The organism is Flagellimonas olearia (assembly GCF_004150225.1).
Lineage (GTDB): Bacteria > Bacteroidota > Bacteroidia > Flavobacteriales > Flavobacteriaceae > Flagellimonas > Flagellimonas olearia.
Genome location: NZ_ML142913.1, coordinates 167,597 through 193,592, shown reverse-complemented (window position 1 = coordinate 193,592; position 25,996 = coordinate 167,597). Strand labels below are relative to the sequence as shown.

26 protein-coding genes are annotated in these 25,996 nt (G+C 44.3%); 18 read left to right on the top strand and 8 right to left on the bottom strand.

Features of this window, described 5'->3' with window-relative positions; genetic code table 11:
* Positions 1-498: 498 nt before the first annotated feature.
* The 4 genes from hutG to hutH all read right to left on the bottom strand — a co-directional run bounded on the left by hutG (position 499) and on the right by hutH (position 6,396).
* Positions 499-1,464, bottom strand: a complete 966-nt coding sequence (gene hutG, locus DN53_RS15450) for a formimidoylglutamase (protein WP_129655708.1) — start codon at positions 1,462-1,464, stop codon at positions 499-501.
* 4 nt (positions 1,465-1,468) lie between these two features.
* The gene (locus DN53_RS15445; RefSeq protein WP_129655706.1) at positions 1,469-3,478 is read right to left on the bottom strand and encodes a urocanate hydratase; all 2,010 of its coding nucleotides are present in this window, start codon (positions 3,476-3,478) and stop codon (positions 1,469-1,471) included.
* A gap of 109 nt (positions 3,479-3,587) precedes the next feature.
* Positions 3,588-4,817 (bottom strand): imidazolonepropionase, encoded by a 1,230-nt coding sequence (gene hutI, locus DN53_RS15440; RefSeq protein ID WP_129655704.1) that lies wholly within the window; start codon positions 4,815-4,817, stop codon positions 3,588-3,590.
* Position 4,818: 1 nt separating this feature from the next.
* On the bottom strand, positions 4,819-6,396 hold the full coding sequence (gene hutH / locus DN53_RS15435) for a histidine ammonia-lyase (protein WP_129655702.1): 1,578 nt from the start codon (positions 6,394-6,396) through the stop codon (positions 4,819-4,821).
* A 217-nt stretch (positions 6,397-6,613) separates the two neighbouring features.
* On the opposite strand from hutH, the gene DN53_RS15430 reads away from it, so the two are divergent.
* Both DN53_RS15430 and DN53_RS15425 read left to right on the top strand, forming a co-directional pair.
* On the top strand, positions 6,614-7,501 hold the full coding sequence (locus tag DN53_RS15430; protein WP_129655700.1) for a LysR family transcriptional regulator: 888 nt from the start codon (positions 6,614-6,616) through the stop codon (positions 7,499-7,501).
* Between the two features lie 48 nt (positions 7,502-7,549).
* On the top strand, positions 7,550-8,104 hold the full coding sequence (locus DN53_RS15425; RefSeq protein ID WP_129655698.1) for a nitroreductase family protein: 555 nt from the start codon (positions 7,550-7,552) through the stop codon (positions 8,102-8,104).
* On the opposite strand, the gene DN53_RS15420 is transcribed toward DN53_RS15425, so the two are convergent.
* On the bottom strand, positions 8,101-8,613 hold the full coding sequence (locus tag DN53_RS15420; protein WP_129655696.1) for a DUF456 domain-containing protein: 513 nt from the start codon (positions 8,611-8,613) through the stop codon (positions 8,101-8,103). The two genes, DN53_RS15425 and DN53_RS15420, sit on opposite strands and share 4 nt — an antisense overlap.
* Positions 8,614-8,799: 186 nt before the next feature.
* Here DN53_RS15420 and DN53_RS15415 point away from each other — a divergent pair, with 186 nt between their 5' ends.
* From DN53_RS15415 to hemW, 8 genes are all read left to right on the top strand, one after another.
* Entirely contained in the window at positions 8,800-9,186 is a 387-nt protein-coding gene (locus tag DN53_RS15415; protein WP_129655694.1) for a hypothetical protein, read from the top strand.
* A gap of 109 nt (positions 9,187-9,295) precedes the next feature.
* Positions 9,296-11,521 carry a TonB-dependent receptor gene (locus DN53_RS15410; RefSeq protein ID WP_129655692.1) on the top strand — a complete coding sequence of 742 codons (2,226 nt, stop codon included), beginning with the start codon at positions 9,296-9,298 and terminating at the stop codon, positions 11,519-11,521.
* Between the two features lie 123 nt (positions 11,522-11,644).
* Positions 11,645-12,007, top strand: coding sequence for a BlaI/MecI/CopY family transcriptional regulator (locus DN53_RS15405; RefSeq protein ID WP_129655690.1), 363 nt, complete (start codon positions 11,645-11,647; stop codon positions 12,005-12,007).
* Positions 12,004-13,659: a M56 family metallopeptidase gene (locus tag DN53_RS15400; RefSeq protein WP_129655688.1), complete on the top strand. Its 1,656-nt coding sequence runs from the start codon at positions 12,004-12,006 to the stop codon at positions 13,657-13,659. Before DN53_RS15405 ends, DN53_RS15400 begins: the two co-directional genes overlap by 4 nt.
* A 104-nt stretch (positions 13,660-13,763) precedes the next feature.
* Complete coding sequence (locus tag DN53_RS15395) at positions 13,764-14,240, top strand: hypothetical protein (protein WP_129655686.1); 477 nt, start codon at positions 13,764-13,766, stop codon at positions 14,238-14,240.
* A gap of 4 nt (positions 14,241-14,244) precedes the next feature.
* Positions 14,245-14,796, top strand: a complete 552-nt coding sequence (ruvC, locus tag DN53_RS15390; RefSeq protein ID WP_129655683.1) for a crossover junction endodeoxyribonuclease RuvC — start codon at positions 14,245-14,247, stop codon at positions 14,794-14,796.
* Between the two features lie 51 nt (positions 14,797-14,847).
* Entirely contained in the window at positions 14,848-15,204 is a 357-nt protein-coding gene (locus tag DN53_RS15385; RefSeq protein WP_129655681.1) for a four helix bundle protein, read from the top strand.
* Between the two features lie 34 nt (positions 15,205-15,238).
* Entirely contained in the window at positions 15,239-16,363 is a 1,125-nt protein-coding gene (hemW, locus tag DN53_RS15380) for a radical SAM family heme chaperone HemW (protein ID WP_129655679.1), read from the top strand.
* Positions 16,364-16,476: 113 nt separating this feature from the next.
* On the opposite strand, the gene DN53_RS15375 is transcribed toward hemW, so the two are convergent.
* A complete protein-coding gene (locus DN53_RS15375; protein ID WP_129655677.1) occupies positions 16,477-16,941 on the bottom strand; it encodes a DUF7684 family protein in 465 nt (154 codons plus the stop codon).
* 212 nt (positions 16,942-17,153) lie between these two features.
* Between DN53_RS15375 and DN53_RS15370 the strand changes: the two genes are divergently transcribed.
* Genes DN53_RS15370 through DN53_RS15345 form a run of 6 tightly spaced genes read left to right on the top strand, consistent with a single transcriptional unit; the run spans position 17,154 to position 21,417 of the window.
* Positions 17,154-17,906 carry a cyclase family protein gene (locus DN53_RS15370; RefSeq protein WP_129655675.1) on the top strand — a complete coding sequence of 251 codons (753 nt, stop codon included), beginning with the start codon at positions 17,154-17,156 and terminating at the stop codon, positions 17,904-17,906.
* Positions 17,903-18,262, top strand: coding sequence for a DUF4260 domain-containing protein (locus tag DN53_RS15365; protein WP_129655673.1), 360 nt, complete (start codon positions 17,903-17,905; stop codon positions 18,260-18,262). The genes DN53_RS15370 and DN53_RS15365 overlap by 4 nt, the downstream gene beginning before the upstream one ends.
* Positions 18,255-18,878 carry a DUF4230 domain-containing protein gene (locus DN53_RS15360; RefSeq protein WP_129655671.1) on the top strand — a complete coding sequence of 208 codons (624 nt, stop codon included), beginning with the start codon at positions 18,255-18,257 and terminating at the stop codon, positions 18,876-18,878. Before DN53_RS15365 ends, DN53_RS15360 begins: the two co-directional genes overlap by 8 nt.
* A gap of 4 nt (positions 18,879-18,882) precedes the next feature.
* The gene (locus DN53_RS15355; RefSeq protein WP_129655669.1) at positions 18,883-19,284 is read left to right on the top strand and encodes a Dabb family protein; all 402 of its coding nucleotides are present in this window, start codon (positions 18,883-18,885) and stop codon (positions 19,282-19,284) included.
* Positions 19,281-19,640, top strand: coding sequence for an MmcQ/YjbR family DNA-binding protein (locus DN53_RS15350; RefSeq protein ID WP_129655667.1), 360 nt, complete (start codon positions 19,281-19,283; stop codon positions 19,638-19,640). Before DN53_RS15355 ends, DN53_RS15350 begins: the two co-directional genes overlap by 4 nt.
* 7 nt (positions 19,641-19,647) lie before the next feature.
* The gene (locus DN53_RS15345; protein ID WP_129655665.1) at positions 19,648-21,417 is read left to right on the top strand and encodes a MutS-related protein; all 1,770 of its coding nucleotides are present in this window, start codon (positions 19,648-19,650) and stop codon (positions 21,415-21,417) included.
* Here the strand turns inward: DN53_RS15345 and DN53_RS15340 are convergent.
* Positions 21,414-22,514 (bottom strand): DUF4407 domain-containing protein, encoded by a 1,101-nt coding sequence (locus DN53_RS15340; protein ID WP_129655663.1) that lies wholly within the window; start codon positions 22,512-22,514, stop codon positions 21,414-21,416. The two genes, DN53_RS15345 and DN53_RS15340, sit on opposite strands and share 4 nt — an antisense overlap.
* Before the next feature lie 197 nt (positions 22,515-22,711).
* Between DN53_RS15340 and DN53_RS15335 the strand changes: the two genes are divergently transcribed.
* Entirely contained in the window at positions 22,712-23,914 is a 1,203-nt protein-coding gene (locus DN53_RS15335; protein WP_129655661.1) for an NAD(P)/FAD-dependent oxidoreductase, read from the top strand.
* 109 nt (positions 23,915-24,023) lie between these two features.
* Positions 24,024-24,602, top strand: a complete 579-nt coding sequence (locus DN53_RS15330; protein ID WP_129655659.1) for a PhnA domain-containing protein — start codon at positions 24,024-24,026, stop codon at positions 24,600-24,602.
* Here DN53_RS15330 and DN53_RS15325 read toward each other — a convergent pair.
* A complete protein-coding gene (locus DN53_RS15325; protein ID WP_129655657.1) occupies positions 24,599-25,987 on the bottom strand; it encodes a dipeptidase in 1,389 nt (462 codons plus the stop codon). The two genes, DN53_RS15330 and DN53_RS15325, sit on opposite strands and share 4 nt — an antisense overlap.
* Between the last annotated feature and the right edge of the window lie 9 nt (positions 25,988-25,996).

Sequence of the window (25,996 nt, the reverse complement as noted above, 5' to 3'; positions counted from 1 at the left end):
TGGATTCCAGTCGCGACGATTGGAATCAGGTTGAAGCATCAGCCGATGCTCGCCAATGAAAGGCTTTCCGTTTGGAAGGCTTTTTTTGTTTGCGGTGAGGAAAAGATAGGTATGGATGTCACCTCGAGCGCAGTCGAGAGGTCTTACTGTCTACGGGCACGACTTCGCTCGCCCCTACATATGATAAACTGTTGGTGGAAATTTGTGCAATTCGTATCGAACCATTACTCCTGATAAAGATTCTTTACGTAGTTCGGAATGACAATTGGATTTCTCAATCGTCACTGTGCTCCTCATTTCGAAATGACATGCGGCTCATTTTTATAATGATTATGTTATTTCAAACCGACCAAAGAGAGCGTGAGAAATGTCCAAAAAAGTATTCGCTTAGGGGCACGACTTCGCTCGCCCCACAGATGATAAGCTGTTAGTGAAAATTTGTGCAATTCGTGTCAAACTTTCACACTACTCAGAATGAGAATTCCGAACAATGGTCTTTCAATAAATATTATGGGCCACATAATGCATCAAGGAAGCGGCCAGTTTAGCCGTTTGCCCGTCAATATCGTAGGTGGGATTCATTTCGGCAATGTCCAGGCTGATCAACTTTCCAGAACCTATGATCGTTTTTAAGCACTCCAAAACAATATGGGGGGTAAAGCCCATGGGAGAGGCGGCACTTACCCCTGGCGCATAGGCCGATGAAAACCCGTCCAAATCAATGGTCACGTACACATGGTCCACATTCTTGACAAAGGCATTGATCCATGTGGTGATTTCCTCCAAAAATGGGATTTGGAAGGTGTCGATAAGAATATAATTGGCCTTAAGGTCACGAGCGGTTTCAAATAGGATACGGTCATTTGCATCTTTGCGAATGCCCAAACAGAGATAGTTGAAATCAATATCTTCCTTTTGGCAATCCTTGGCAATCTGGTAAAAAGGCGTTCCCGAATTGCTTTGTTCCGTATTCTTTCGAAGGTCAAAATGCGCATCAAAGTTGATAATACCAATGGTTTGGTTCCCTCCCTTTGTATCCAAATAGTTTTTGATGCCCCTATAATGTCCATAGGCCATATCGTGACCACCTCCCAAAACAATGGGAAACTGTTTTTTCGTCAAAAGGGAAGTGACCGCATTGGAAAGGGCGTCCTGTGCAGCTTCCATCTCGTCATCGGTACAACTGATGGAACCCACATCCTGTAGCAATATATGGCTCGCCAGATGATTGGGCATTTTCCCGAAACTACTTTTAATGGTATCTGGACCATTCACAGCGCCAACCCGTCCTTGGTTACGCCGGACCCCTTCGTCACAGGTATATCCCAAAAGGGCAATCGATTTTTTATGGGGTTCCGAAAGCTCGGCCAAGGGAGTGCAATGTACCTTTTCATGCAGGTACAACCATTTGTTGGAAACCCTGCCTGTCCAAAGATCTATTTTCGGGGGGTCGTAGTACTTCATCGCATTAAAAAAGATGGTCCAAAATATCCGGTTCAACCAGATGGGGTAAAGTTACTTTTAAATTTGGAGTTCGCTTCATTTCTCGTTCAATGGCAAAGCGCGCTTCTTTGTTTCTTGCCCAACTTCTGCGGGAAATGCCATTGTTTACATCAAAGAACAGCATTTTCTTCAAGCGGATGGAAGCTTCTTCGGAACCGTCGAGGACCATACCAAACCCACCATTGATCACTTCTCCCCATCCAACACCACCACCGTTATGGATGGAAACCCAAGTGGCACCTCTAAAGCTGTCGCCAATCACATTTTGGATGGCCATATCAGCAGTGAACTTACTGCCGTCGTAAATATTGCTGGTCTCCCTAAATGGGGAATCCGTCCCACTTACATCGTGATGGTCACGACCCAAAACCACAGGGGCACTGATTTCCCCATTGGCAATGCCTATATTGAAGGCTTCGGCAATCTTGCTTCGTCCCTCGGCATCGGCGTATAGGATTCGTGCCTGCGAGCCCACTACCAATTTGTTTTGCTCCGCTTCCGAAATCCATTTGATATTGTCCTGCATTTGCTGTTGGATTTCTTCGGGAGCTTCGGATTTTATCTTTTGCATCACCTCAAGGGCAATGGCATCTGTTTTTTGAAGATCTTTTGGGTCGCCAGAGGTACAGACCCATCGGAATGGCCCAAATCCGTAATCGAAACACATAGGCCCCAAAATATCCTGTACATAGGATGGGTACCTAAAGTCGATGTTGTTTTCAGCCATCACATCCCCACCCGCTCGGGAAACTTCCAATAGAAAGGCGTTGCCGTAATCAAAAAAGTAAGTGCCTTTTGCGGTGTGCTTGTTGATGGCATTGATTTGTCTTCGTAATGATTCCTGTACTTTTTTCTTGAACGTTTCGGGATTGTCTACCATCAAAGCGTTGGATTCTTCAAAAGAAAGTCCAACAGGATAGTAACCACCCGCCCAAGGGTTGTGCAAAGAGGTTTGGTCAGATCCCAATTGAATAAAAATGTCTTCTTCATAAAAACGTTCCCAAACATCAACCACATTACCGATATAGGCCAAGGAAACCACCTCTTTATTTTTTACAGCTTCTTTAGTGCGAACCACCAATACATCCAAATCCACCAACAATTCATCTACCCAACCTTGATTATGGCGTTTTTTGGCCGCTTCTGGGTTGACTTCTGCACAAATGGTGATGCCTCCGGCGATGTTTCCTGCTTTGGGTTGGGCGCCGCTCATGCCTCCCAATCCAGCGGTCAAGAAAATTTTGCCCTCAGGAGATTCGTTTTTGTCCAATACTTTTCGGAACGCATTCATGACCGTAATGGCCGTTCCGTGTACTATTCCTTGTGGGCCAATGTACATATACGAACCAGCTGTCATCTGCCCGTATTGGGTAACACCGAGTGCATTAAACCGTTCCCAGTCGTTGGGTTTGGAATAGTTGGGAATCATCATCCCGTTGGTGACCACCACTCTTGGCGCTTCTTTGGATGACGGGAAAAGGCCCATTGGGTGACCTGAGTACATGTTCAGGGTCTGTTCTTCGGTCATTTCCGCCAAATATTTCATGGTGAGCAGGTACTGAGCCCAATTTTGGAACACTGCGCCATTGCCTCCATAAGTGATCAATTCCTCGGGATGTTGAGCCACGGCAGGGTCCAAATTGTTCTGGATCATCAACATAATGGCAGCTGCCTGATGCGTTTTCGCTGGGTAATCCGAAATAGGTCGTGCATACATTTCATAATCCGGCTTAAATCGATGCATATAAATGCGACCGAAGGTTTTTAGTTCCTCGGCAAATTCTGATGCGAGTTCTTTGTGCCAAGCTTCGGGAAAATAACGTAGCGCATTTTGTACGGCCAGTTTTTTCTCTTCTTTGGAAAGGATGTCCTTTCGTTTTGGAGCGGGATTGCCATTACTTGAATAGGCTTTGGTGGTAGGTAATTCCGAAGGGATTCCTTGAAGAATTTGTGATTTGAAATGATCTTTTTTCATTAGTAATAAAAAATGATTTGTTATTCCTGCGAAAGCAGGAATCCAAAATAGGGTAGTGGATTCCGCATCTCGCTTCGACTACGCTCAGCAACCGAGCGGAATGATAAAGTTATTGGCAAACGTTAATTCCATTTTTCCATACCATACTTGGTTTTAATTGCCCTTGGTGGTAGGTGATTTCTTGGTAATTATCTGTTGGGAAAACCACAAAGTCGGCTTGTGCTCCTGCTTCTAGTTTTCCACGGTCTTTCAATCGTAAGGCTGCGGCTGCCCTATATGTGATTCCAGCCAAAACTTCGGTGTTGGACAGTTTTTCAAAGGTTCCCAAAATACTGGCTTGGGTCAACAAGTCGCCCATGGGGGCAGACCCCGGGTTATGATCGCTGGCAATGGATAGAGCACCTCCGGCATCCAAAATTTTGCGTGCAGGGGTGTAGGCGCATCCCAAACCGAGGGATGCTCCTGGCAAAGCTGTGGCAATGGTGTTGCTTTTGGCCAGCAATTGAATTTCTTTTTCGGTGCTGGCCTCCAAATGGTCAGCACTCACAGCATCAAAATCGACGGCTACTTGACTTCCTCCTGTGGTAAATTGGTCGGCATGTACCGTGATATCGAATCCCATTTCCTTTGCTTTTTGAAAGTAGGGTTTGATTTCTTCAGGGGAAAAAGCACTTTCTTCCACAAAGGCATCCACGCGATGGGCTAGATCTTCAGTATTGATGATAGGAAACAATTCGTTGATGATTACATCTAGATATTCTTGGTCTTGATTCCAATCTTTGGGTTTCATATGGGCCGCCAAACAGGTCGGTACCAAGGTCACATTTGAAGTTTCGTTGGCCTGTTTGATGGCACGTAGCATTTTCAGTTCTTCATCAATAGAAAGGCCATAACCGCTTTTCACTTCAATGGTGGTGACCCCATTTTTGAGATGCCTTTTGCTTCTGGAAATGATGTCCTTGACCAATTCTTCCTGCGAAGCTTTTCGGGTCTGGGTCACTGTGTCCCAGATACCACCACCTGCCTTGGCAATTTCCAAATAGGTTTTTCCTGCATTACGGAAGGCGTAATCGCGTGCTCGGGTACCGCCAAAACAGATATGGGTATGTGAGTCCACAAACCCCGGTAAGCAAACATGGTCACCTTCAATCCGGTGCACATCGACATCGGATGATTTCATTTCATCGAAAACTCCAACTTTGAGAATTTTCCCATCAGCAACCAAAATACCCCCATTTTTGATGATGGGAAGTTGCTCATCTTGGAGTGCTCCCTTTAAAGGGAGCCCTGTCATGGGTAACAATTGGGTGAATGGTCCTATTAAGAGTGGTTTGTTCATTTTAGTAGGTTTCAAATTCGTCGAGATGCGGTGCGTCCCAAGTCAGTTCTTTTTCTTTCATTACCGATTCCACCAAATCTATGATCTCTCGGTTTTGAATGATTTCAATTCCTTTTTCAATGTCATCTGCAAAAACTCGGTCGTTTTCGGCAAAAGCGACCTTGGTTCTTAGGAATGTATGGATTTCATCCAATAAAATGCCTGATTTTAAGGGTTTTCTATATTCGAAGGCCTGGGCTGAGGTCAACAATTCAATAGCGAGGATTTTTTCCACATTCTCAATAATATTGAGTGCTTTTCTACCACTGATGGAACCCATACTCACATGGTCTTCCTGCCCCAAAGAGGTAGGGATGCTGTCAGCGCTGGCTGGGAAACACAAACTTTTATTTTCACTGGCCAATGCCGCAGTGGTGTACTGCAAGATCATATAACCTGAATTGATGCCCGTATCGTTCATCAATAATTTGGGTACTCCAGGACTGTTGCCCTCAAGGGCCAAATAGATGCGTCGGTCGGAGATGTTCCCTATTTCCGAAGCGGCCAAAGCGGCATAATCCAAAGCCATGGCCAAAGGCTGACCGTGGAAATTTCCACCGCTTATGGTGAGTTCATCATTTATGATGACTGGGTTGTCGGTGACCGAATTCAATTCAATTTCCAACAATTCTTTCAGGTGTAGCCAAGCATTTCGTGATGCTCCATGCACCTGTGGCATGCAACGAAGTGAGTAAGGATCTTGCACTCGTTCGCAATCAATATGGTCTTCCAGAATCTCGGAGCCTTGCAGCAGGGTTCGGATTCTCCCTGCCACATGTTGGTTGCCTTTAAAAGGACGTAGTTGATGCAATTCTTCAAAAAAGGGTTTCATGGAACCTTGTAGGCCCTCTAGCATCATGGCGCCGATGATGTCTGCATGTCGTAAACAATGTTGCAATTTGTGTACGACCATTACCCCATGGGCAGCAATAAATTGGGTTCCGTTGATTAAGGCAAGTCCTTCTTTTGGACCCAAATCGAGGGGTTTCAATCCCGTTTGTTTAAAAAGTTCCTGGGTGGAGATGGTCTTTCCTCGGTATTCCACCTTACCCAAACCAATCAAAGGCAGAAACAAATGGGACAGCGGGGCCAAATCGCCAGATGCTCCTACCGAACCTTGCGAGGGAACCACGGGAATGGCATCGTTTTCCAAATGCCATAGCATACGTTGCAGGGTGGTTTCGGCAATGCCCGAAAAGCCTTTGGCCAAAGCATGGATTTTAAGAATCAACATAATTTTAGCCAATTCATTGGAAATGGGGTCTCCCACACCCACACTATGACTTTGTAAAATATTGGATTGAAGGATTTTGGTATCCTGCTTGGAAATTTTGGTATTGCACAAAGGTCCAAAACCTGTATTGATGCCGTACACCGTATCCCCTTTTTCCACGATACGCTGTACCCGCTCGTAGCTTGCGTTCACATTTTTTAGACATGCTTCGGAGAAAACACCTGTAATAGTACCTTGGGCCAAACCCAAAGCTACGCTTGCGGTTAAATGGTCCTCACCAAATTGAAATGTTCGGTCTATCGCCATGCTTTTAATTAGTTTACTAACAGATTGTCTGCAATTGTTCATGGTGAAGTGTCACTTCGAGCGCAGTCGAGAAGTTATAGGACCCAATGTCTTAAAAGTGAGGTCTCGACTGCGCTCGACCTGACAACTTTTTGTTTACATGATACATCATTGTTATTCAAAAGTATCAATTAGGTTTAATAATTACCAATACTTATTTTTGTAATAATAAATAAGTATGAATTATCAAATAGAGCTTAGACATTTTATCTATTTTTTGGCCGTGGCCGAAGAACTCCATTACAGAAAGGCAGCAGAAAAGTTGTTTATTTCCCAACCGGGTTTGAGTACACAAATCAAGCAAATGGAGGGGATATTGGGCACCCAATTGTTTGTGCGAGACAAGAAAAAGGTGAGTTTGACCCAGGCAGGGGAGTTTTTAAAAAAAGAGGTTGAATTTATCCTAAATCATCTGGACCAGACCAAAAAACAGGTAAAACTCATTGGGGATGGACAATTGGGAGAGGTGCGAATCGGTTTTTTGGGTTCCGCCATGCAAAATGTGGTGCCGAACTTATTATTGGGGCTGAAAGAAAAGTATCCTACCGTGCATACCACCTTGGAAGAACTTTCCAACCGGGCGCAAATCAATGCGATATTGGCCGATCGACTGGATTTGGGTTTTGTACGATTGTCCCGCGTACCCAAAGGATTGGACGTAAAACCTGTTTTTGAAGATACCTTTTCCTTGGTATTGCCCGAGGACCATCCTTTGGATGAATCGAGCTTCAAGAATATTGATCAAGTAGCCGATGAAGATTTTATTCTTTTTTCCCAAGATTATAGTCCTATGTACTACGATACGGTACTGAGTATTTGCGAGGATAGTGGGTTTGTGCCCCATGTTTCCCATAAATCGGTTCATGCGCAAACCATTTTTAAATTGGTGGAGAATAAATTGGGGATTGCCATTGTGCCCACAACGCTTCAGCATGGTTTTCAAATGAAGGTGAAGTTCATAGAAATGAAGAACATAAAGCAACGAGCCGTATTGAGCATGGTCTGGAAGACCGATAATAGAAATCCTGCACTTCAAAAATGCATGGATTTACTTATGAAATTATGATTCCAACATTTTGGGGAGTAACTTTGGATTTCATCTAAAAGAATAGCTATGATTTTTGATTTGATTAAAGAAAGAAGAAGCATTTTTCCTGCCCAGTATATAGATAAGCCCATCGCCAAGGAAACCCTAGAAAAGATTTTGGAAGCGGCCAACTGGGCCCCAACCCACAAGAAAACAGAACCTTGGCGCTTTAAGGTGTTAAAGGGGGACAAAAAACAGGAACTGGGCATTTTTCTTTCCAATAAATATGAAGAAACTGACCCCAAGCCAAAACAGATTAAAATCAAAAAGCTGCAATTCAATCCGTCCAACTCAGCTGCGGTGATTGCCATTTGCATGCAGCGAGACCCTATGGAAAGTCTTCCCGAGTGGGAGGAAATCGCCTCTGTGGCCATGGCTGTCCAAAATATGTGGTTGTGTTGCACCGAATTGGGCATAGGCTGTTATTGGTCTTCTCCGGGACTCATAAAATATATGGATGAGTTCTTCAAATTGAATGAGGGGGAAACCTGTTTAGGATTTTTCTATATGGGGTATTACGAGGGTGATGTGGAGCTGTCCGGTAGAACTCCTATTTCAGAAAAAGTGGAGTGGCTGGATTAAGTGAATGCAAATAGGTCACCCACATATTTTACGGCAATGTAGACGTAAAAAATGGCGTAGAAAACAGTCAACACCAGTTTCATGAAGGTGCCTGTTAAAAAACCCAAAAACGAACCAAAGGCCGCCTTAAGGGCGGTTTTTTGGTTGGCTTTGTTCAACAATTCGCCCACCAAAGCACCTATAAAGGGCCAGATAATAATTCCGAATGGGCCAAAAACAGGAAAAAAGATGGCCACCAGTAATCCAACGATGGTACCCCACATGCCCGCTTTACTGCCACCAAATTTTTTGGTGCCCATGGCGGGAATCACGTAGTCCAGAACTGTGATAGTGATAGCTATGACAAAAGTAACTCCAAGGATCCACCAGTTATCGGGGACAGCCTTGGTCAGATATAATAACAATAGTCCAACCCAACTTATGGGCGGTCCGGGGAGTACAGGCAAAAAACTGCCCAATATCCCAACCAGCATCAGAACAAATCCCAAAATCAATAAGACAATATCCATGGTATGGTGTTTATGGTTAGACAAATGTAGGGCACAATTGTTACAAAGAAAGTGGAATAAAACCGACTTGGTAAAGATTTCGTAAGTAGATTTGAAACGCCGGAAGTTATGCTTTTGAAACCGATACCGACATATTCCAAATCCAGACTCACACGAGCAAGCTGCCTTACACTATGCCTTTTTTATTTGGTGGGACTTTTTAATGGATTCGTAATTGAAGTATTGCACGAAGCATCCCATGCACTGGATGCCGGCACCCATCAACATGGGGGAGAAGGACATCATAGTTTTTTTACAGATCATCAAACAATTGATTATTCGTCCTTGGAGGCCATGGCGGGCCACTCTCACGAAGCTTTGGAGGCCTTAAAGGATTTATTGGAAGCCAATCAGCCTGATGAACAAAAGTCGAAAGATGAGGTCACCTTTACTTTGGATAAACATTTTGTTGAAGAAACCCGTATTACATCGGAAATAAATACGCTGCAAGTCAATGATAGAAATTGGGCGTATCAGGGCATAACTTCGTTTTGGCACCAAAGTGTGACAACTCCCCCTCCCAAGAACTGCTGAAAAAAGGCTAGGCCAATTTTTAAGAATAGGTTCCAATCCTCTTTGGAACGGGTCTAGTGTTTCCATAGTTCAGATCTATTTATATAAATCAAATTAAAAAGACAACGACATGAAATATTTTATGGCGGTATGTTCCCTATTGGTCATGGGGGCAATTGCCGCGCAAGATTATAAGGGTCAATTGGTAACTGCCGATGGCTCCCCGTTGGAAGATGCGGGCATATTCAATAAGACCAATGGCCAACACAGCCATACTGACGGAACCGGGCATTTTGTTTTGGACCGTACTTCGGTGAACGATACCATTTATTTTTCACGATTGGGCTATGCCACCCAAACCAAGGTGGTACATCCCGAAGATTTACAACAACCCGTTCGGATTGTACTCAACGAAAACTCCATTTCCCTTGATCAAGTGGTGTTGGTTTCGGAGGTAAATGCCTTGAGTCGCCTGGTGGATGTGGATGTAAAGACCAATCCCGTGAAATCATCCCAGGAAATCCTTCGAAAGGTCCCTGGGTTGATCATAGGGCAACATGCCGGAGGTGGTAAGGCCGAGCAAATATTTTTGCGCGGTTTTGATGTGGACCACGGTACCGATGTGGCCATCAATGTGGACGGGATGCCGGTGAATATGGTATCACATGCCCACGGTCAGGGGTATGCCGACCTTCATTTTGTGATTCCCGAAACCATTGAAAACGTCAACTTTGGCAAGGGGCCATATTATATGGAACAAGGTGATTTCAACACGGCCGGTTATGTGGATTTAAGGCTTAGAAAAAGCTTGCAAAACAGTATGGTATCCACCGAAGTGGGACAGTTTGATACACGACGGTTTCTGGGGATGTTCAATGTGCTTGAGCAGGGGAATAGCAGTGCGTATTTGGCTTCCGAACTGTATCTGACGAATGGCCCGGTGGAATCGCCCCAGAATTTCAATCGCCTTAATATTTTGGGAAGATATCGCTATGCCTTGCCCGGCGATCAGGAATTGTTGTTGACCGCTTCGCATTTTCAAAGCAAGTGGGATGCCTCGGGACAGATTCCGCAGCGAGCCGTTGATCAAGGATTGATAAGTCGTTTTGGCTCCATTGACGATACCGAAGGAGGGCAGACCAGCCGGAGCAATTTTGTGGTGAACCACAATAAGAATTTGAACGATGGGAAATCGCTCAACACCATGGCTTTTTTGTCGCACTACGATTTTGAACTATACTCCAACTTTACTTTTTTCTTGGACGATCCAGTGAATGGAGATCAAATCAAACAATATGAAGACCGCATGATGCTGGGAGCCAGGACCGTATTCAAAAACAATACGGCGCAATTGGGATCCACAAATTTTAAATACCAGGCGGGGATAGGGTTTCGATACGACAATGTGGATGACAATGAACTCTCCCATACCTTGAACCGGCAAGAGCTTTTGGAGCGTTTGGCCTATGGTGATGTGGATGAAGTAAATACCTATGCGTTTGCCGGGGCAGCATTCAAATCCGGGAAATTTACATTCGAACCTGCCTTACGGTTGGATTATTTCAAGTTCGATTATGTGAACAAACTCAGTGAGCTGTATGATAACCGAAGCGAGGAAAAAGTGGCCTTCAGTCCCAAATTCAACACCATTTTTAGTCCAACGGCAAACACTCAGTTCTTCCTAAAAACCGGGATGGGGTTCCATTCCAACGATGCCAGGGTCGTAGTGGCCAATGAAGGCGAGGATATTCTTCCCACGGCCTACGGTGTGGATTTGGGAACCATCCTAAAGCCTGTGGACAGGCTAGTGTTGAACGCTACGGTCTGGAGCTTGTTCTTGGATCAAGAGTTTGTGTATGTGGGGGATGCCGGTGTGGTGGAGCCTAGTGGCAAGACCCGTCGATTGGGATTGGAAGTGGGGGCCAGGTATCAGCCTTTTGAGGGGCTTTACCTCTATACCGATGCCAACTATACCCATGCCAGAAGTACGGAAGAGGCCAATGGGGAAGATTATATTCCCTTGGCTCCGGATTTTACCGTGGTAGGTGGATTTACCGCAGGGACTGACCAAGGGTTTTCAGGGGGACTGAATTATAGATATGTGGACGACAGACCGGCCAACGAGGACAATTCCATAGTGGCGGAAGGCTATTTTGTGACCGATGCCACCTTGAATTATGGTTTGAACAACTGGACGTTCAGTGTGATTGTGGAAAACCTGTTTGACACGGAATGGAACGAGACTCAATTTGCTACCGAAAGTAGATTGTTCAGTGAGCCTAACCCCGTGGAAGAGATACATTTTACCCCGGGAATGCCATTTTATCTTCGAGGAAAGGTGAGCCTTACCTTCTAAAGAAAAATCCGCTGGGGAGGTATACTTCAGCGGATTCTTTTTGAACTTTTTAACTATAAAATTAGTTTAAACTAAAAGTTTAGTTATATTTGTCTTATGCTGAACTAAAAAATTAGTTGAAAAATGAAACAACTCACCAAAGCAGAAGAAGAAGTGATGCAACTCCTCTGGCAATTAAAAAAGGCCAATGTAGCAGCCATTCTGGAGGAACTGCCCGAACCCAAACCCGCCTATAACACCATTTCTACCATTGTTCGGATTTTGGAGGATAAAGGTTTTGTGTCGCATGAAAAAGTGGGCAAGGGGCATGTGTATTTTCCCTTGGTCCAGAAATCGGAATATAGCAACCAAAGACTGAACACTTTGGTTGATGGGTATTTTCAGGGTTCCTTCTCCAGCATGGTCTCTTTTTTTATGAAGAAGAACGACATCAGCTTGAAAGAGCTAGAAGAGATCATGAAAAACATTAAAGACAAGGAGCAATGATTACCTATATCTTGGAGTGTCTGGTATTTCAGTTGGTCTTTCTATTGGCCTATGATCTTTTTTTGAAGAAAGAGACCTTCTTTCAATGGAACAGGGTATATCTTTTGGTCACTTTTGTTTTGTCCTTGGTGCTGCCATGGGTCAAGATAGAGGTATTCAAGACGGTTATGCCCCAAGAGTTTGCCGAAATCCCGGTATTAATGTACCAATTGGATGGGGTGGTATTGGGAGTGGAAAGCGCAACCCGGTTTTGGGAAGTGTTGCCATGGTACTATTGGATAATGGGATTGGGCAGCGTTGTCGCTGCAGGTTGGTTGGTACATAAACTGTTTCAGATCATAAAACTGAAGAGGGACGGGGTTGTGGAGCATCACCCGGATTTCACCAAAATCATGGTAAAGGAAAGCGTGTTGGCCTTTTCATTCTTCAGGAATATTTTCTTGGGTGGAAATATTGAAAAAGAGAAAGAAGTCCGCATTATTGCCCATGAACTGGTGCACATCAAGCAATGGCATTCCCTAGACCTTCTCTTTTTTGAGTTGGCCCGAATCGCTTTTTGGTTCAACCCTTTGGTCTATGTGTACCAAAACCGAATGGCGGAACTGCATGAGTTCATTGCCGATGCCAAAGCGGTGAAACAGCATAAAAAAGAACATTTTCAAATGCTGTTGTCCGAAGCGTTCCAAACACAGAACATCAGTTTTGTCAATCAATTTTTCAATCAATCATTAATCAAAAAACGAATAGTCATGTTACAAAAAAAGAAATCAAAAGCCATTTGGCAGCTAAAGTATGTGGTATTGCTCCCCCTTGTTTTGGGGATGTTGGTATACACTTCCTGTGAGGTTGGTAAGGAAGATAATAATGAGGAAGTCAATTCGAGTATACCCCTGACCGCAGTTAAGAAAATACCATTTGGGGTGGTGGATGAAGCTCCAATATTTCCGGGATGCGAGGATGCAGAGGATAAAAGAGCCTGCTTTGTGGAAAATTTGCAAAAGCATATTAGTAAACATTTCAATTACCCAAAAGAAGCCCAAGAAAAAGGCATTCAGGGTAGGGTAGCTGTGATATTCATCATAGATGCCAACGGTAAGATTGTGGATATCAGAAAACGCGGGCCTCATGAGCTATTGGAGAATGAAGCAGTACGGATTATTGAAAAATTACCCCAAGTGCAACCCGGTAAACAGAATGGCAACGCGGTAAATGTTGCTTTTTCGGTCCCCATAACATTTCAACTTGAAAATGGCCCAGAGGTGGGGGTTGATGCTGAAGCTCAAAAAATTGCCCAAAGAATTGCGGATAGTCCCACATTTATTAACATTGACGAGGCTCCAATCTTCCCGGGTTGTGAAGATGCTGCGGACAAAAGAGTCTGCTTTGTGGAAAATGTGGAAAAGCATGTCCGAAAGCACTTCAATTATCCAAAGGAAGCGCAAGAACTGGGGGTTGAGGGGAAAGTTTATGTGATTTTCAAAATAGATGCCAATGGGGCCATTGCGGATATCAGAACTAGGGGTCCCCATGAATTGTTGGAGGCGGAAGCGGAGCGAATCATAAAACGATTGCCGGTCATGCAGCCCGGAAAACAAAAAGGAGAGGCAGTGGACGTTCCTTTCTCCATACCCATAACCTTTAAACTTCAGTAGTCGTAATAGTTGGAAGTAGGGAGGCCTGAAACATTTTCAGGCCTCTTTGCTTTTACCATTCTTCGGTAAAAAGTCGTAATTTCAGCCAAATTCTCGGGGCTGTTATGCAGAAGTACATGTTGTTTTTCTTTTTTGGTTTGCTGGTTTCCTGTGAACTCTTTATGTCCAAGGAAGAACAGACCCAGAAAGTGGTCAATGAGAAACTGTTGGCCATAGACTGGAACGATGTGGATCAATACCCTCTTTTTGAAGATTGTGATGAAATGGCCACAAAACCTGTCCAGCGGGATTGCTTTCAAAGTGTGATGTTAGACTATTTTTCCGAAGCACTCTCCGGCTTGGAATTTCAGGTGGATAACGATATGAACGATACGGTCTATATTGATTTTCTCATTGATGAACACGGTTTTATCTCCGTTTTGAATGTGGAGGAAAAGAACACCGTGCTCAATGAAATATCGGACTTTAACTTGCGGGTTTCCGAACGCTTGAACGATTTGACCACCGTGGCCCCGGCCCTAAAGCAGGGAAATCCAGTTGGTCTTCGATTTAGGCTACCTTTGGTACTAAATACCCAATAACGATTTGGCAACAGAAAAAATCATTTTAGGGATAGACCCGGGAACCACCATCATGGGGTTCGGGATCATCAAGGTCGTCAACAAACAGATGCACTTTGTGCAGATGAACGAGTTGATGCTTAAAAAATACGATGATCCCTACACCAAGCTCAAACTAATTTTTGAACGTACCTTGGAACTCATCGATACCTATCACCCCGATGAAATAGCCATTGAAGCTCCTTTTTATGGAAAGAACGTACAGTCCATGCTCAAACTGGGCCGTGCGCAGGGCGTGGCGATGGCTGCGGGACTTTCACGACAGATCCCTATCACCGAGTACATGCCCAAGAAGATTAAAATGGCCATTACCGGAAATGGAAATGCCAGCAAGGAACAAGTAGCCAAAATGCTCCAAAGTGTTTTAAAGTTGAAAACCTTACCTAAGAATCTGGACAGTACGGATGGTCTGGCCGCTGCTGTCTGTCATTTCTACAATGAGGGCAGGGTAGAAGTTGGGAAAAGTTACACAGGTTGGGAGGCTTTTGTGAAGCAAAATCCAGATAAAATTAAGTAACAATCTACAATGACCAATTAACAATAAACAATACCCAAATGAACCTACTTTATGAAAAACCAAAATCCCTTATTGGAAAAATCTTATGATTTTGCCTTGCAAACGGTCAATTTGTATAAGCGCATAGTAGCATCAAAAAAAGAGTTTGTGCTGTCCAAGCAAATGCTGCGTTCTGGAACATCCATTGGAGCAAATATCAGTGAAGCCAATGGGGCCATTTCCACCGCTGATTTTTCGGCGAAGATTTCAATAGCCTATAAAGAAAGTTTGGAAGTGAAATATTGGTTGTCCCTCTTAAAAGATGCCGATTACGTTACTAAAACAAATGCCAATACATTGATTGCGCAAGCTGATGAACTATCGAAAATCATGTTCTCCATCCTAAAAACCACAAAAAGGGCAAAATGATCATTGTATATTGTTTATTGTTAATTGACAATTGATGTCCGGGATATATCTTCACATACCTTTTTGCAAGCAAGCATGCCATTACTGTGATTTCCATTTTTCCACACAATTGGGAAAAAAGCAAGCCATGGTTCAGGCCATTGCCAAGGAACTTGTTTTGCGGAAATCGGAGGTTGATGATGTGGTGGAGACCATCTATTTTGGAGGCGGTACCCCCTCGGTGCTTTCCAATGAAGAGATTGAATTTCTGATCCAAACCGTATATGACCATTACAAAGTAATGGACCAGCCCGAAATCACTTTGGAAGCCAATCCGGATGATCTCTCCAGCCATCGAATCATCCAACTCTCCAATAGTCCAATAAACCGCCTCAGTATTGGCATCCAATCGTTTTTTGATGAAGACCTGAAACTGATGAACCGGGCCCATAACGCTTCCGAAGCTGAAAAATGCATTCAAGAAGCCACCGAATATTTTGACAACATCACCATCGACCTGATTTACGGCATCCCGGGAATGGATAATGACCGGTGGAAGGCCAACATCCAAAAAGCCCTCGATTTTGGATTGCCCCATATTTCCAGCTATGCGTTAACGGTGGAGCCACGGACCGCTCTCCAAAAATTTATTGAGAAAGGCGTAGTGCCCGATGTGGACGATGAACAAGCCCAAGAACAGTTTTACATTCTGGTGGATATGTTGGAAGCCCATGGTTTTGTGAACTACGAAATCTCCAATTTTGGAAAGCCCGGTTTCTTTTCCAAGAACAATACGGCCTATTGGCTGGGGAAAAGCTACGTGGGGGTAGGTCCATCGGCACATTCGTTTGATGGCAAAAACCGAAGTTGGAATATCCGCAATAACCCTACCTATATTAAAAAAATTACCGAGGGAGTATTGCCTATGGAAATCGAGACGCTTTCCCAAACGGACCGCTACAACGAATATGTAATGACCGGCCTCCGTACCATTTGGGGCGTTGATTTGGAACGGATGGCCTCTGATTTTGGTGAAAAGTATGTAGAGTATTTGGTCCTTCAATCCCAAAAATATAGGGATAGTGGCTTATTGGTTGAAAGTAAAGGGAAACTGCTGGCCACTAAAAAAGGAAAGTTTTTGGTGGATGGGATTGCCAGCGATTTGTTTTTTGTGGAGTAACGGTATCCAGTTCAATCCCAACAATTAGGTGAGGTGCACTTATCGGTTTGGCTATGAAGCGTGCCGCGCAGCGGTATGATTTATAGCCTTTGTTGTAGCACGTTTTTTCATTTTCAATCGGGAATCCATCCGTCTTCAAATCGTTCAAGTATCAACTTTAATTCATATGAACTATTTGCTCCAGTTAAGTCAGTGCAGATGATGGAAATATTGTCCAAATCTGCTGTCTCTGGTAAGCAAGTCGCAAAGAAGCATTGCCAAAATGTGTCTGCAAGGGATTCGTCATTGTGCCACGTGGTCATTACTGAAACCGGCTGGTGATTTTCAACAACTTCCATTTGAGTCATAATTTCATCAAAGATGTCATGGAGTTTTTCTCCGAACTTTCCATGTCCTTTAAATTCTAGAATTCCAGTCTCAATGGAGTGTCGAACAAACCTTTCATATTTCTGGTCATTCGGGTCAATGTCTGAAGTCGCAAGACATAACCAATCTTTTTTTGGCAACTGATTTAAGTCGAATTGCTGGTAATCAAACCAGAATACTTGACGAGATTGATATGTTCCGATTGATTTCATTTAAATGTGCTACAACGTTCTAAGATATGATTCGTTCATAGTGAATTATATCGACCGATACGGGAAGTAAGCTTTTTTCAACCAAGAATCCGATTGAATTGGACAGATGCCTGTTTTGGGTTGACAGAACCCCGCTCCCAATTGATATAAAATTGGTATTTATTGGATTTATCAAAGGAATTGACTTAATTACTACAATAAGTCCAGCGTACATGATTGCAACCATAAAACACAATTCCAAGAATTACAAGATAGATTTGGCCAACCCCTTGGACATTTCCATTCCCTTGACCGGGAAGAAAACCAATGTGAATGCATGGTATTTGGGTCCGCCTAAGATTGAGGCCCATCAAGAAGGGGATTTTGTGGGGAGTGTGGCCCAAGGAGCGCCAGTGAACTTTAACGATATCTGGTTCAACCCCCATTCCCATAGTACCCATACCGAGTGTCTGGGCCATATCACCGAAGCGTTCCATTCCATCAACGAGAAAATGAAACGGTTTTTCTTTTTGGCCGAAGTGATCACCGTGGCCCCGGAACAGCAGGGAGACGATTTTGTCATTTCCGAGAAACAGCTCCAATACGCCTTGGGCAACAAGAAAAGGGAGGCACTGGTCATCCGCACCTTGCCCAACCTTGGGGATAAGCGTTCCAAACAATATTCGGATACCAATCCGCCATACCTTTTGGAAGAAGCGGTGCAGTATTTGGTGAAAAAGGGAGTGGACCATCTGTTGGTGGACCTTCCTTCCGTGGACAAGGAACGGGACAACGGTGAGTTGTTGGCGCACAAAGCCTTTTGGAATGTAAATGGGAAGCAGAGGAAATCGGCAACCATTACCGAGTTCATCTATGTGCCCAACACGGTATTGGACGGGACCTATTTTTTGGACCTTCAGGTGGCCCCTTTCGAGAATGATGCCAGCCCCAGCAGGCCCGTTTTATATAAAATCGAGGACAAGTGAAAACAACATTGAAATTGGAAGAGGTGATGATGTTCGTGTTGGGCATCTATCTTTTCAGCCTCTTGGATTACGCTTGGTGGTGGTTTCTGGTCTTGATCTTGGCCCCGGACATTGGTGCACTGGGCTACCTTTTCGGGAACAAGATTGGGGCGTTTGCGTACAATTTATTTCATCATAAGGGAGTGGCTATTTTGGTATATCTGGTGGGAAGTTACTTTTCAATACCTTTATGCCAGCTCATCGGGATCATCTTGTTTTCCCACTCGGCCTTGGACAGGGCCTTGGGCTACGGATTAAAATATGAAAAGGGGTTTAAGTTTACCCATTTGGGTGAAATAGGGAAAAAGAATGGGTGATATCATCGATGTACTTCTTGGATTGATACTGGGCGCCATACTCATGTATTGGCTGTTTTCGCTATTCCGGAAGAAAAGGAGCAAAGAACTCACCAAACAGCAGTCCACGGTGTTGTTGGACAAGATACGGAGTGTCTGCAAACTGGTTTCGGTGGAAGGGGATTTCGCTGAAATCTACCATTACGAAAACACCAAAGACCGATTCATGAGCCTGTTGCGAAGCAAGAAAAAGGCGTTGATCGTGGTCAAGGCGAAGGCACATATTGGGTACGACCTCACCAAATTGGACCTGAAGGCCGATACGGAAAAGAAGCGCATTATTTTGAATAATTTTCCCGAGCCCGAAGTGCTCTCCATTGAACCGGACCTGCAGTTTTACGACATTAAAAATGGATTGTTCAACAGTTTTTCGCCAGATGACCTTACCATGCTCAATCAAGAGGCCAAGGAGCACATCAAACAGAAAATCCCGGAAAGTGGATTGATGGATACCGCAAGAAAAGAAGCATTGCAAGCCGTTCTTTTGGTGGAAAAAATTGTGGAGACCATAGGCTGGAGATTGGATTATTCCGCTTTGGAAATCTCCAATAGGGAAAAACATTTTTTAGAAGAATAACAGTATGAAAACAAGAATTTTGACCCTGCTTTTGGTTGGGGTATTTGCTACGGGTTGTGTACAGGTCAAAAACGGTGGGGAAAATTTTGACCACGCTTTTGCGCATACGGTTTACTTCTGGTTCAAAAACCCGGACAGTCATGCGGACAGGACCAAGTTTGAAGCTTCGTTGCAGAAGTTTTTGGACAACTCCAAATACGCGAAGACCAATTTTATGGGCACTCCGCCCAAAGCGGTCAGGGATGTGGTGGACGATTCCTTTACCTACTCCCTTATCGTTACTTTTGAATCTGCCGAGGCCCAGGAAGCCTATCAAGAAGAAGAGGCCCATCTGATTTTTATTGAGGAGTGCAAAGACCTGTGGGAAAAGGTGATCGTGTATGATTCCGAAGGGGTGAAACCATGAACATTGAGGAGTTTCGAAGCTTATGTCTGAACAAGAAAGGGATTACAGAGGAGTTTCCTTTTGATGTCAATACGTTGGTCTTTAAAGTAATGGGCAAAATGTTTGCCTTGGTGTCTTTGGAACGTCTTCCGGCGCAGTGCAACCTTAAATGTGATCCGGAAAGGGCCATAGAACTTCGGGAAGCGTACGACGGAGCCATTGTTCCGGGGTACCACATGAGCAAAAAACATTGGAACACACTATTGTTGGATAGCCTCCCGCCGCAGTTGATCAAAGAGTTATTGGACCATTCCTATGATTTGGTAGTGGCCAGTCTCACCAAAAAATTGAGACAAGAATTGGAGGATTTAGATTGATTTTTGAATGAGCAAAGTAAAACAGTTCTATACCCAACAACGGGATAAGCATAGTGCCCATCTTCAACAAGTAAAAAAGCGATTGGGCCTTTTAGCCACTATTCGATTGGCCGTTTTTGTGGCCTTGGTGGCGGGCCTCTATTTCTTTTGGGGGCACTCCGCCGTATTTGGAATTTTTGTGTTTGGTACGGCACTGTTTTTATATCTCGTGGCCCGGTTTGTCAACCTGAAAAAGGAAAAAGCCTATTTGGAACGACTGGTGGCCATCAACCAAACGGAATTGGAGGTGCTGGACCGTAAGTTTTATCATTTGCCGGATGGAAAGGAATTTTTACAACCCGAGCACCCCTATGCCCAAGATTTGGATTTGTTCGGTAGGGGGTCTTTCTATCAGTATGGCAACCGAACCATTTTGAAACAGGGGAGTGATGTGCTGGCTCAACTGTTATTGGATGATAACCCCAAGGATATTCTCAAAAAACAGGAAGCCATCAAGGAATTGGCAAAGCTTCCTGAATGGAGGCAACATTTTTTGGCCTTGGCCGGGGAAACAAAGCCCAAAATATCGCCTAGCGTGGTTTCCAAATGGATGAAAGATCACATAAGGTTCACGCCAAAATGGGTTGGAGTAGTAACTCTGGTTTTTGTGTTACTTTCCATATTGTTGATAACCCTGGCCTTGTTGGGGCATGTGCCCGGAAGTTTGGTATTGGTATGGTATTTTTTGGGTTTGGGAATTGTGGGGCGCTATGCCAAGAGTATCACAATTTTTGCAACGAAGGTTTCGGAGGCACAGGAAACCATCCAACAGCATCAAAGGCTGATTTCCGAACTGGAAGGTCAGCAATTTACTTCGAAACTTTTGCAGGAACTTCAAAAAAAGTTGGAGGTAAAAGGGGAGAAGACCTCCAAAATTGTAAAACGCTTCTACCAAGACATGATGATGTTGGAACAGCAGCAAAATTTGCTCATCTCAATGTTTGCACAAGGCCTTGGTTTATGGAGTCTTTACTACACCTATAAAGTTGAATCTTGGATAGAGGAATACGGAAAAGATGTGGAGGGCTGGTTCTCTGCCATTGCGCAATTTGATGCGTACATCAGTTTGGGAAATTACGCCTTTAACCATCCCGATCATACCTATCCCGATTTGGTGGAAGGTGATATCGTTTTAACCGCTAAAGCCGTGGGCCATCCGCTGGTAGACCCCAAAAAGAACGTACTGAACGATTTTGAAATAGGAAAAGGGCGATTTTGTATTGTTACTGGGGCCAATATGGCCGGGAAGAGTACTTTTTTACGGGCCGTTGCCCTGCAAATTGTAATGGCAAACTTGGGATTGCCCGTAAAGGGGCAAGAGGTAAAATATGCCCCTGTTCGTTTGTTGACGAGCATGCGTTCTTCGGATTCGTTGGCGGATGAAACCTCCTATTTTTATGCTGAGCTCAAACGCTTGAAATTTATCGTGGAAGAATTGCAGAAAGGGAATTGCTTTGTGGTACTCGATGAAATTTTGAAAGGCACCAACAGTGTGGACAAGGCCGAAGGCTCCAAAAAGTTTGTGAAGCGTTTGGTTCGGATTGGGGCCACAGGTTTGGTGGCCACCCACGATTTAAGCCTTTGCACCTTATCCGACCAACTTTCGCAAGTGGAAAACAAATATTTTGATGCCCAGATTGTAAATGGTGAACTCTACTTCGACTACAAGTTTAAAGAGGGTATCTGCCAAAATATGAATGCCTCTTTCTTGCTCAAGAATATGGGAATAGTGGATTAAAGTCCTTTTACCTGTACGTTGTGAAACGAGTCGGCCTGTAACCGGAGCAATTCCTCTGCTTTTTCCTTTTTGTAGCGGTACAGTTCCTCTTCGTTTTTAATGTCGGCGTAAATCTGTTGGTTGATTTCCCCATCCGTAGCCAACAACAGTTTGCGTTGTTCCACTTTTTGGGTCACCCATGTGGCCACCACACTTTCCTGTTCCTCAAATTTGTAATCGTACTCACCTCTTGGGGCCAATAATTTGGCAATGATAGGAGCCGTTTCAATGGCCAGGAACAACAGAAAGATGAAAAAGGAAGGGAACCATGGCAATTTGCCCAAGGCATTGATGCGGGCCATCAATCCATCAAACCCATCAATAATGGGCTGTGAGTTGGTCACGGCTGTATTGTAATCGGTTTCCAAAGCCGAAATTTGGGTTTCTATATTTTCAATTTTGGAGGCATTGGTCTCCTTTAAGCTGTTCAATTCCGCTAAAGCGGCATCGTGCTTTTCACGCTTCTCTTGGTAGACGGGGCCTTTGCCCAACAGACCGGTTCCTGCGGTGCCTTCCGCTTCGGAGATATAGGTGTCGTAGAGAGCATTGGTCTCGGCTTCTTTTTGAGCAATTTCGGATTTGAGGCCGTTAATTTCTTGGTTTAACGCTGCAATTTTTGGAGTGTACTGCAAGGCCAATTGTTCCTTATTGTTCAAGGTCATGGCGTTTTTTTCTTCCAATAACACTTGGTTGATTTCCTTTTCAAAAATCTTCATCTCCAAAGGTTTTGAGATGACCACTGCTATGATCAGTGCCAAAAGGATTCGGGGAGTGGCTTGGAGCAGTTCACTTTTGATGTTGTCCCGCTTTTTTATGGTGGATACAATGTATCGGTCCAGGTTGAAAATCAATAGTCCCCAGATCAATCCGAAGAAAATTGAAGTGTAGATATTGTCAAAAACAGTGTATAAAGCATATCCGCTGGCAATGAAAGCCATCACGGCGGTAAAGAATACGGTGGCGCCAATTCCGGCATATTTGTTTCGTTCCCCATTGGAACAAGTGGCCAAAATATCGGTGTCCGCCCCAGAGCAGAAAATAAAAAAACGTTGTAACATGATTGTGTTCTCTTTGATTGATAGAGTATTAGAACGCGATTTACGATGATTTGTTACATTTTTTAACCAGAAATCTTCGAAATGTCTTGTTCTTTTGCCGAACCAAAAACCTACTTGGAAAAGGTGTTGTTGTGTACCCTAAGTTACTGACCAGCAGAAATTAACACGGTACTTTTATAGTCTTAAACCACACCATCATGAAAACCACAGTAGTTATCGGTGGGAATTTCGCAGGAATGACCGCCGCATTGGAAATCAAAAGAAAAGGGAAAAAGGAACACAAGGTAATTGTCATTGATAAATCGCCCTTGTTTCTGTTCATTCCCTCATTGATATGGGTGCCCTTTGGTAGAAGGGAGATTAAGGATATTTCTTTCCGAAAGGATACCATTTTTGAAAAAAAAGGGGTTGATTTTGTCCATGCCGAGGCTTTGAAGGTAGACCCCAATACACAGGTGGTCCATACCACCAAAGGGAATTTTGGGTATGATCATTTGGTGATAGCCACCGGTCCCAAGGTAAAATATGATGTGGCTCCCGGAGTAGAGGAACATTCCCATTACATTGGGACTCCCAACGGTGCCATGAAGACGAGAAAGGCTTTGGAAGAGTTCAAAAAGAACCCTGGCCCCATTGTTATAGGGGCTACGCAAAATGCAGGGTGTATGGGGGCTGCATATGAGTTTCTTTTTAATGTGGAAAAATGGTTGAGGGAACAAAAGATCAGAAAGAAGGTGGATTTACATTGGATTACCCCCGAAACCTTCTTGGGACACTTTGGTATTGATGGAATCACGGGAGGGGAAACCATGCTCAAGTCCTTTATGAAAATGTTCAACATCCATTATCACACCGAGGTGGGGGTAAAAGAGGTGACCAAAGACACCGTAGTATTGAATTCGGGGGAGGAGCTGCCAAGCCATTTCACCATGCTGATGCCTCCATTTATAGGGGTAGACTTTGTGGTGAATTCCCCAGACCTTATGGCCACTCCTGCTGGATATTTGCCTGTGGGAGACGATTACCGACATGTGAAATACCCCAATGTTTGGTCTGCAGGGATTGCTGTGGACGTAAAACTGCCCTTCAAACCGGGCAAGGTTCCCTTTTCCGGTCCCAAAACGGGGTATCCATCCGATGAGACCGGTAAAATTGTTGCTGAGAACATCATTCGGGTGACCCATGGAAAAGAGAAATTGAAAAGAAAATCTTGGGGTAAAATACCCGGTATCTGTGTTATGGATGCCGGAAAGAAAGAAGTGATCATTATCAGTGACCACTTATTCAAACCTAGGAATTTTGCCATCATGATACCCAACATATTCTATGACTTCAACAAAGTGCTCTTTGAGAAATATTTCCTTTGGAAAACAAGAAATGGGTATTCCCAATTACCCTAATATCAATCGTTGTTTTGATCAAGTCCATTCATTTGTAATGAGTGGACTTTTTCTTTTGGTGGCTTTTAACCAAAAGCTCTAAGTTTGCAACGCTTAATAAACTTACCGTATGGGACTCTTGGAAGAATTACAGGAACGAAGTGGAAACATCTGCGAATTATGTGGTGCAACAGAAGGATTGCGAATCTATGAAGTACCCCCGGTATCCACGGGTGGGTTGGATGGAAGTGTTTTGGCCTGTGATACCTGTATCACCCAAATAGAAGACCCTGATTCGGTTGATGCAAACCATTGGAGGTGTTTGAACGATAGTATGTGGAGTGAACAGGATGCCGTAAAGGTGGTGGCATGGCGTATGCTGAATCGATTAAAGTCAGAAGGGTGGCCCCAAGATCTTTTGGATATGATGTATTTGGAAGATGAGGTTTTGGAGTGGGCCAAGGCTACTGGCGAAGGTAAGGAAGAAGGGGAACGGGTCATCCACAGGGATGTGAACGGGGTTGTTCTGGAAAATGGGGATAGTGTAGTACTGGTAAAAGATCTAAAAGTAAAGGGTTCCAGCATGGTCGCCAAACAGGGAACCGCCGTAAGACGGATTTCCCTGGATCGCGATAATGCCGAATATATAGAAGGCAAAGTGGATGGTCAACATATTGTGATCATCACCAAATACGTTAAGAAGCTCTAGGCGTTCATTTCTGTAAAGTACTTGTAAAAGTAGGGAATGGTCTCAATCCCTTTCAGAAAATTCCAAACCCCAAAATGTTCGTTGGGGGAGTGTATGGCATCACTGTCCAGTCCAAAGCCCAACAAAATGGTCTTGCTTTCCAATACTTTTTCAAAAAGGGCCACAATGGGAATACTTCCACCAGTACGTTGGGGTACAGGGGTCTTTCCAAAAGTGGTTTCCATCGCCTTGGCAGCGGCTTGGTACCCGATACTGTCTATCGGGGTCACATAGGCCTGCCCGCCGTGATGTGGTTTTACCTTTACCTTGACACTTTTAGGAGCAATGGATTCAAAATATTTGGTGAAGAGCTCCGTAATTTCATGCCAATCCTGATCAGGCACCAAGCGCATGGATATTTTGGCGTAGGCCTTGCTGGCGATCACGGTTTTGGCTCCCTCACCCGTATAGCCACCCCAAATACCATTGACATCCAAGGTAGGGCGAATGCCAAAACGTTCTGTGGTGGTATAGCCTTTTTCGCCATGTACATCGCCAATATCCAATGCTTTTTTATATTCTTCAAGGTCAAAAGGGGCTTTGGCCATCTCGGCCCGCTCCTCATCGGAAATGACTTCAACCTTATCATAGAAACCCGGAATGGTTATGTGGTTGTTCTCATCGTGCAAGGTGGCGATCATTTTGGCCAGCACATTAATGGGGTTGGGCGCTGCGCCTCCGTAAATCCCGGAATGCAGGTCACGGTTGGCTCCGGTCACTTCCACTTCCACATAACTGAGTCCCCGAAGTCCCGTAGTGATGGATGGGACATCGTTGGCAATCATTCCGGTGTCGGAAATAAGAATAATGTCGTTCTTTAACTTTTCACGGTTTTTCTTTAGGAAATCACCCAAACTATCGCTGCCTACTTCTTCCTCACCTTCGATCATAAACTTGACATTACAGGGCAATTGGTTGTTTTTGATCATGAACTCCACAGCTTTCACGTGCATAAAAAACTGTCCTTTGTCGTCGCAGGATCCTCGGGCAAAAATGGCGCCATCGGGGTGTAGTTTGGTGGGTTTGATTACAGGCTCAAATGGAGGGGAGTCCCACAGGTCCATGGGGTCTGGAGGTTGTACATCGTAGTGCCCATACACCAATACAGTTGGTAGGTTTGGGTCTATGATTTTTTCACCATAAACTACAGGATAGCCTTTGGTCTCGCAGATTTCGGTGTTTTCGCAACCTGCAGCTATAAGTGATTCCTGGACAGCCTTGGCCGTTGCCAAAACATCCTCGGCATAGGCCGGGTCGGCACTAATGGAGGGAAGCCGTAGCAGGTCGTTGAGCTCATTGATGAATCGGTCTTTGTGGGTATTGATGTAGGTATTGATTTGTTCCATAGTTTATTT

What these genes read in the sequence shown, in the direction of transcription:
- DN53_RS15370 (WP_129655675.1), top strand. Translation starts at nt 17,154, where the DNA reads ATGATTGCAACCATAAAACACAATTCCAAGAATTACAAGATAGATTTG.
- DN53_RS15335 (WP_129655661.1), top strand. Translation starts at nt 22,712, where the DNA reads ATGAAAACCACAGTAGTTATCGGTGGGAATTTCGCAGGAATGACCGCC.
- DN53_RS15375 (WP_129655677.1), bottom strand. Translation starts at nt 16,941, where the DNA reads ATGAAATCAATCGGAACATATCAATCTCGTCAAGTATTCTGGTTTGAT.
- hutI (WP_129655704.1), bottom strand. Translation starts at nt 4,817, where the DNA reads ATGAACAAACCACTCTTAATAGGACCATTCACCCAATTGTTACCCATG.
- DN53_RS15410 (WP_129655692.1), top strand. Translation starts at nt 9,296, where the DNA reads ATGAAATATTTTATGGCGGTATGTTCCCTATTGGTCATGGGGGCAATT.
- DN53_RS15355 (WP_129655669.1), top strand. Translation starts at nt 18,883, where the DNA reads ATGAAAACAAGAATTTTGACCCTGCTTTTGGTTGGGGTATTTGCTACG.
- DN53_RS15345 (WP_129655665.1), top strand. Translation starts at nt 19,648, where the DNA reads ATGAGCAAAGTAAAACAGTTCTATACCCAACAACGGGATAAGCATAGT.
- DN53_RS15420 (WP_129655696.1), bottom strand. Translation starts at nt 8,613, where the DNA reads ATGGATATTGTCTTATTGATTTTGGGATTTGTTCTGATGCTGGTTGGG.
- hutG (WP_129655708.1), bottom strand. Translation starts at nt 1,464, where the DNA reads ATGAAGTACTACGACCCCCCGAAAATAGATCTTTGGACAGGCAGGGTT.
- DN53_RS15325 (WP_129655657.1), bottom strand. Translation starts at nt 25,987, where the DNA reads ATGGAACAAATCAATACCTACATCAATACCCACAAAGACCGATTCATC.
- DN53_RS15385 (WP_129655681.1), top strand. Translation starts at nt 14,848, where the DNA reads ATGAAAAACCAAAATCCCTTATTGGAAAAATCTTATGATTTTGCCTTG.
- DN53_RS15395 (WP_129655686.1), top strand. Translation starts at nt 13,764, where the DNA reads ATGCAGAAGTACATGTTGTTTTTCTTTTTTGGTTTGCTGGTTTCCTGT.
- DN53_RS15430 (WP_129655700.1), top strand. Translation starts at nt 6,614, where the DNA reads ATGAATTATCAAATAGAGCTTAGACATTTTATCTATTTTTTGGCCGTG.
- DN53_RS15350 (WP_129655667.1), top strand. Translation starts at nt 19,281, where the DNA reads ATGAACATTGAGGAGTTTCGAAGCTTATGTCTGAACAAGAAAGGGATT.
- DN53_RS15445 (WP_129655706.1), bottom strand. Translation starts at nt 3,478, where the DNA reads ATGAAAAAAGATCATTTCAAATCACAAATTCTTCAAGGAATCCCTTCG.
- DN53_RS15400 (WP_129655688.1), top strand. Translation starts at nt 12,004, where the DNA reads ATGATTACCTATATCTTGGAGTGTCTGGTATTTCAGTTGGTCTTTCTA.
- DN53_RS15360 (WP_129655671.1), top strand. Translation starts at nt 18,255, where the DNA reads ATGGGTGATATCATCGATGTACTTCTTGGATTGATACTGGGCGCCATA.
- DN53_RS15330 (WP_129655659.1), top strand. Translation starts at nt 24,024, where the DNA reads ATGGGACTCTTGGAAGAATTACAGGAACGAAGTGGAAACATCTGCGAA.
- DN53_RS15405 (WP_129655690.1), top strand. Translation starts at nt 11,645, where the DNA reads ATGAAACAACTCACCAAAGCAGAAGAAGAAGTGATGCAACTCCTCTGG.
- hutH (WP_129655702.1), bottom strand. Translation starts at nt 6,396, where the DNA reads ATGGCGATAGACCGAACATTTCAATTTGGTGAGGACCATTTAACCGCA.
- DN53_RS15340 (WP_129655663.1), bottom strand. Translation starts at nt 22,514, where the DNA reads ATGTTACAACGTTTTTTTATTTTCTGCTCTGGGGCGGACACCGATATT.
- hemW (WP_129655679.1), top strand. Translation starts at nt 15,239, where the DNA reads ATGTCCGGGATATATCTTCACATACCTTTTTGCAAGCAAGCATGCCAT.
- DN53_RS15425 (WP_129655698.1), top strand. Translation starts at nt 7,550, where the DNA reads ATGATTTTTGATTTGATTAAAGAAAGAAGAAGCATTTTTCCTGCCCAG.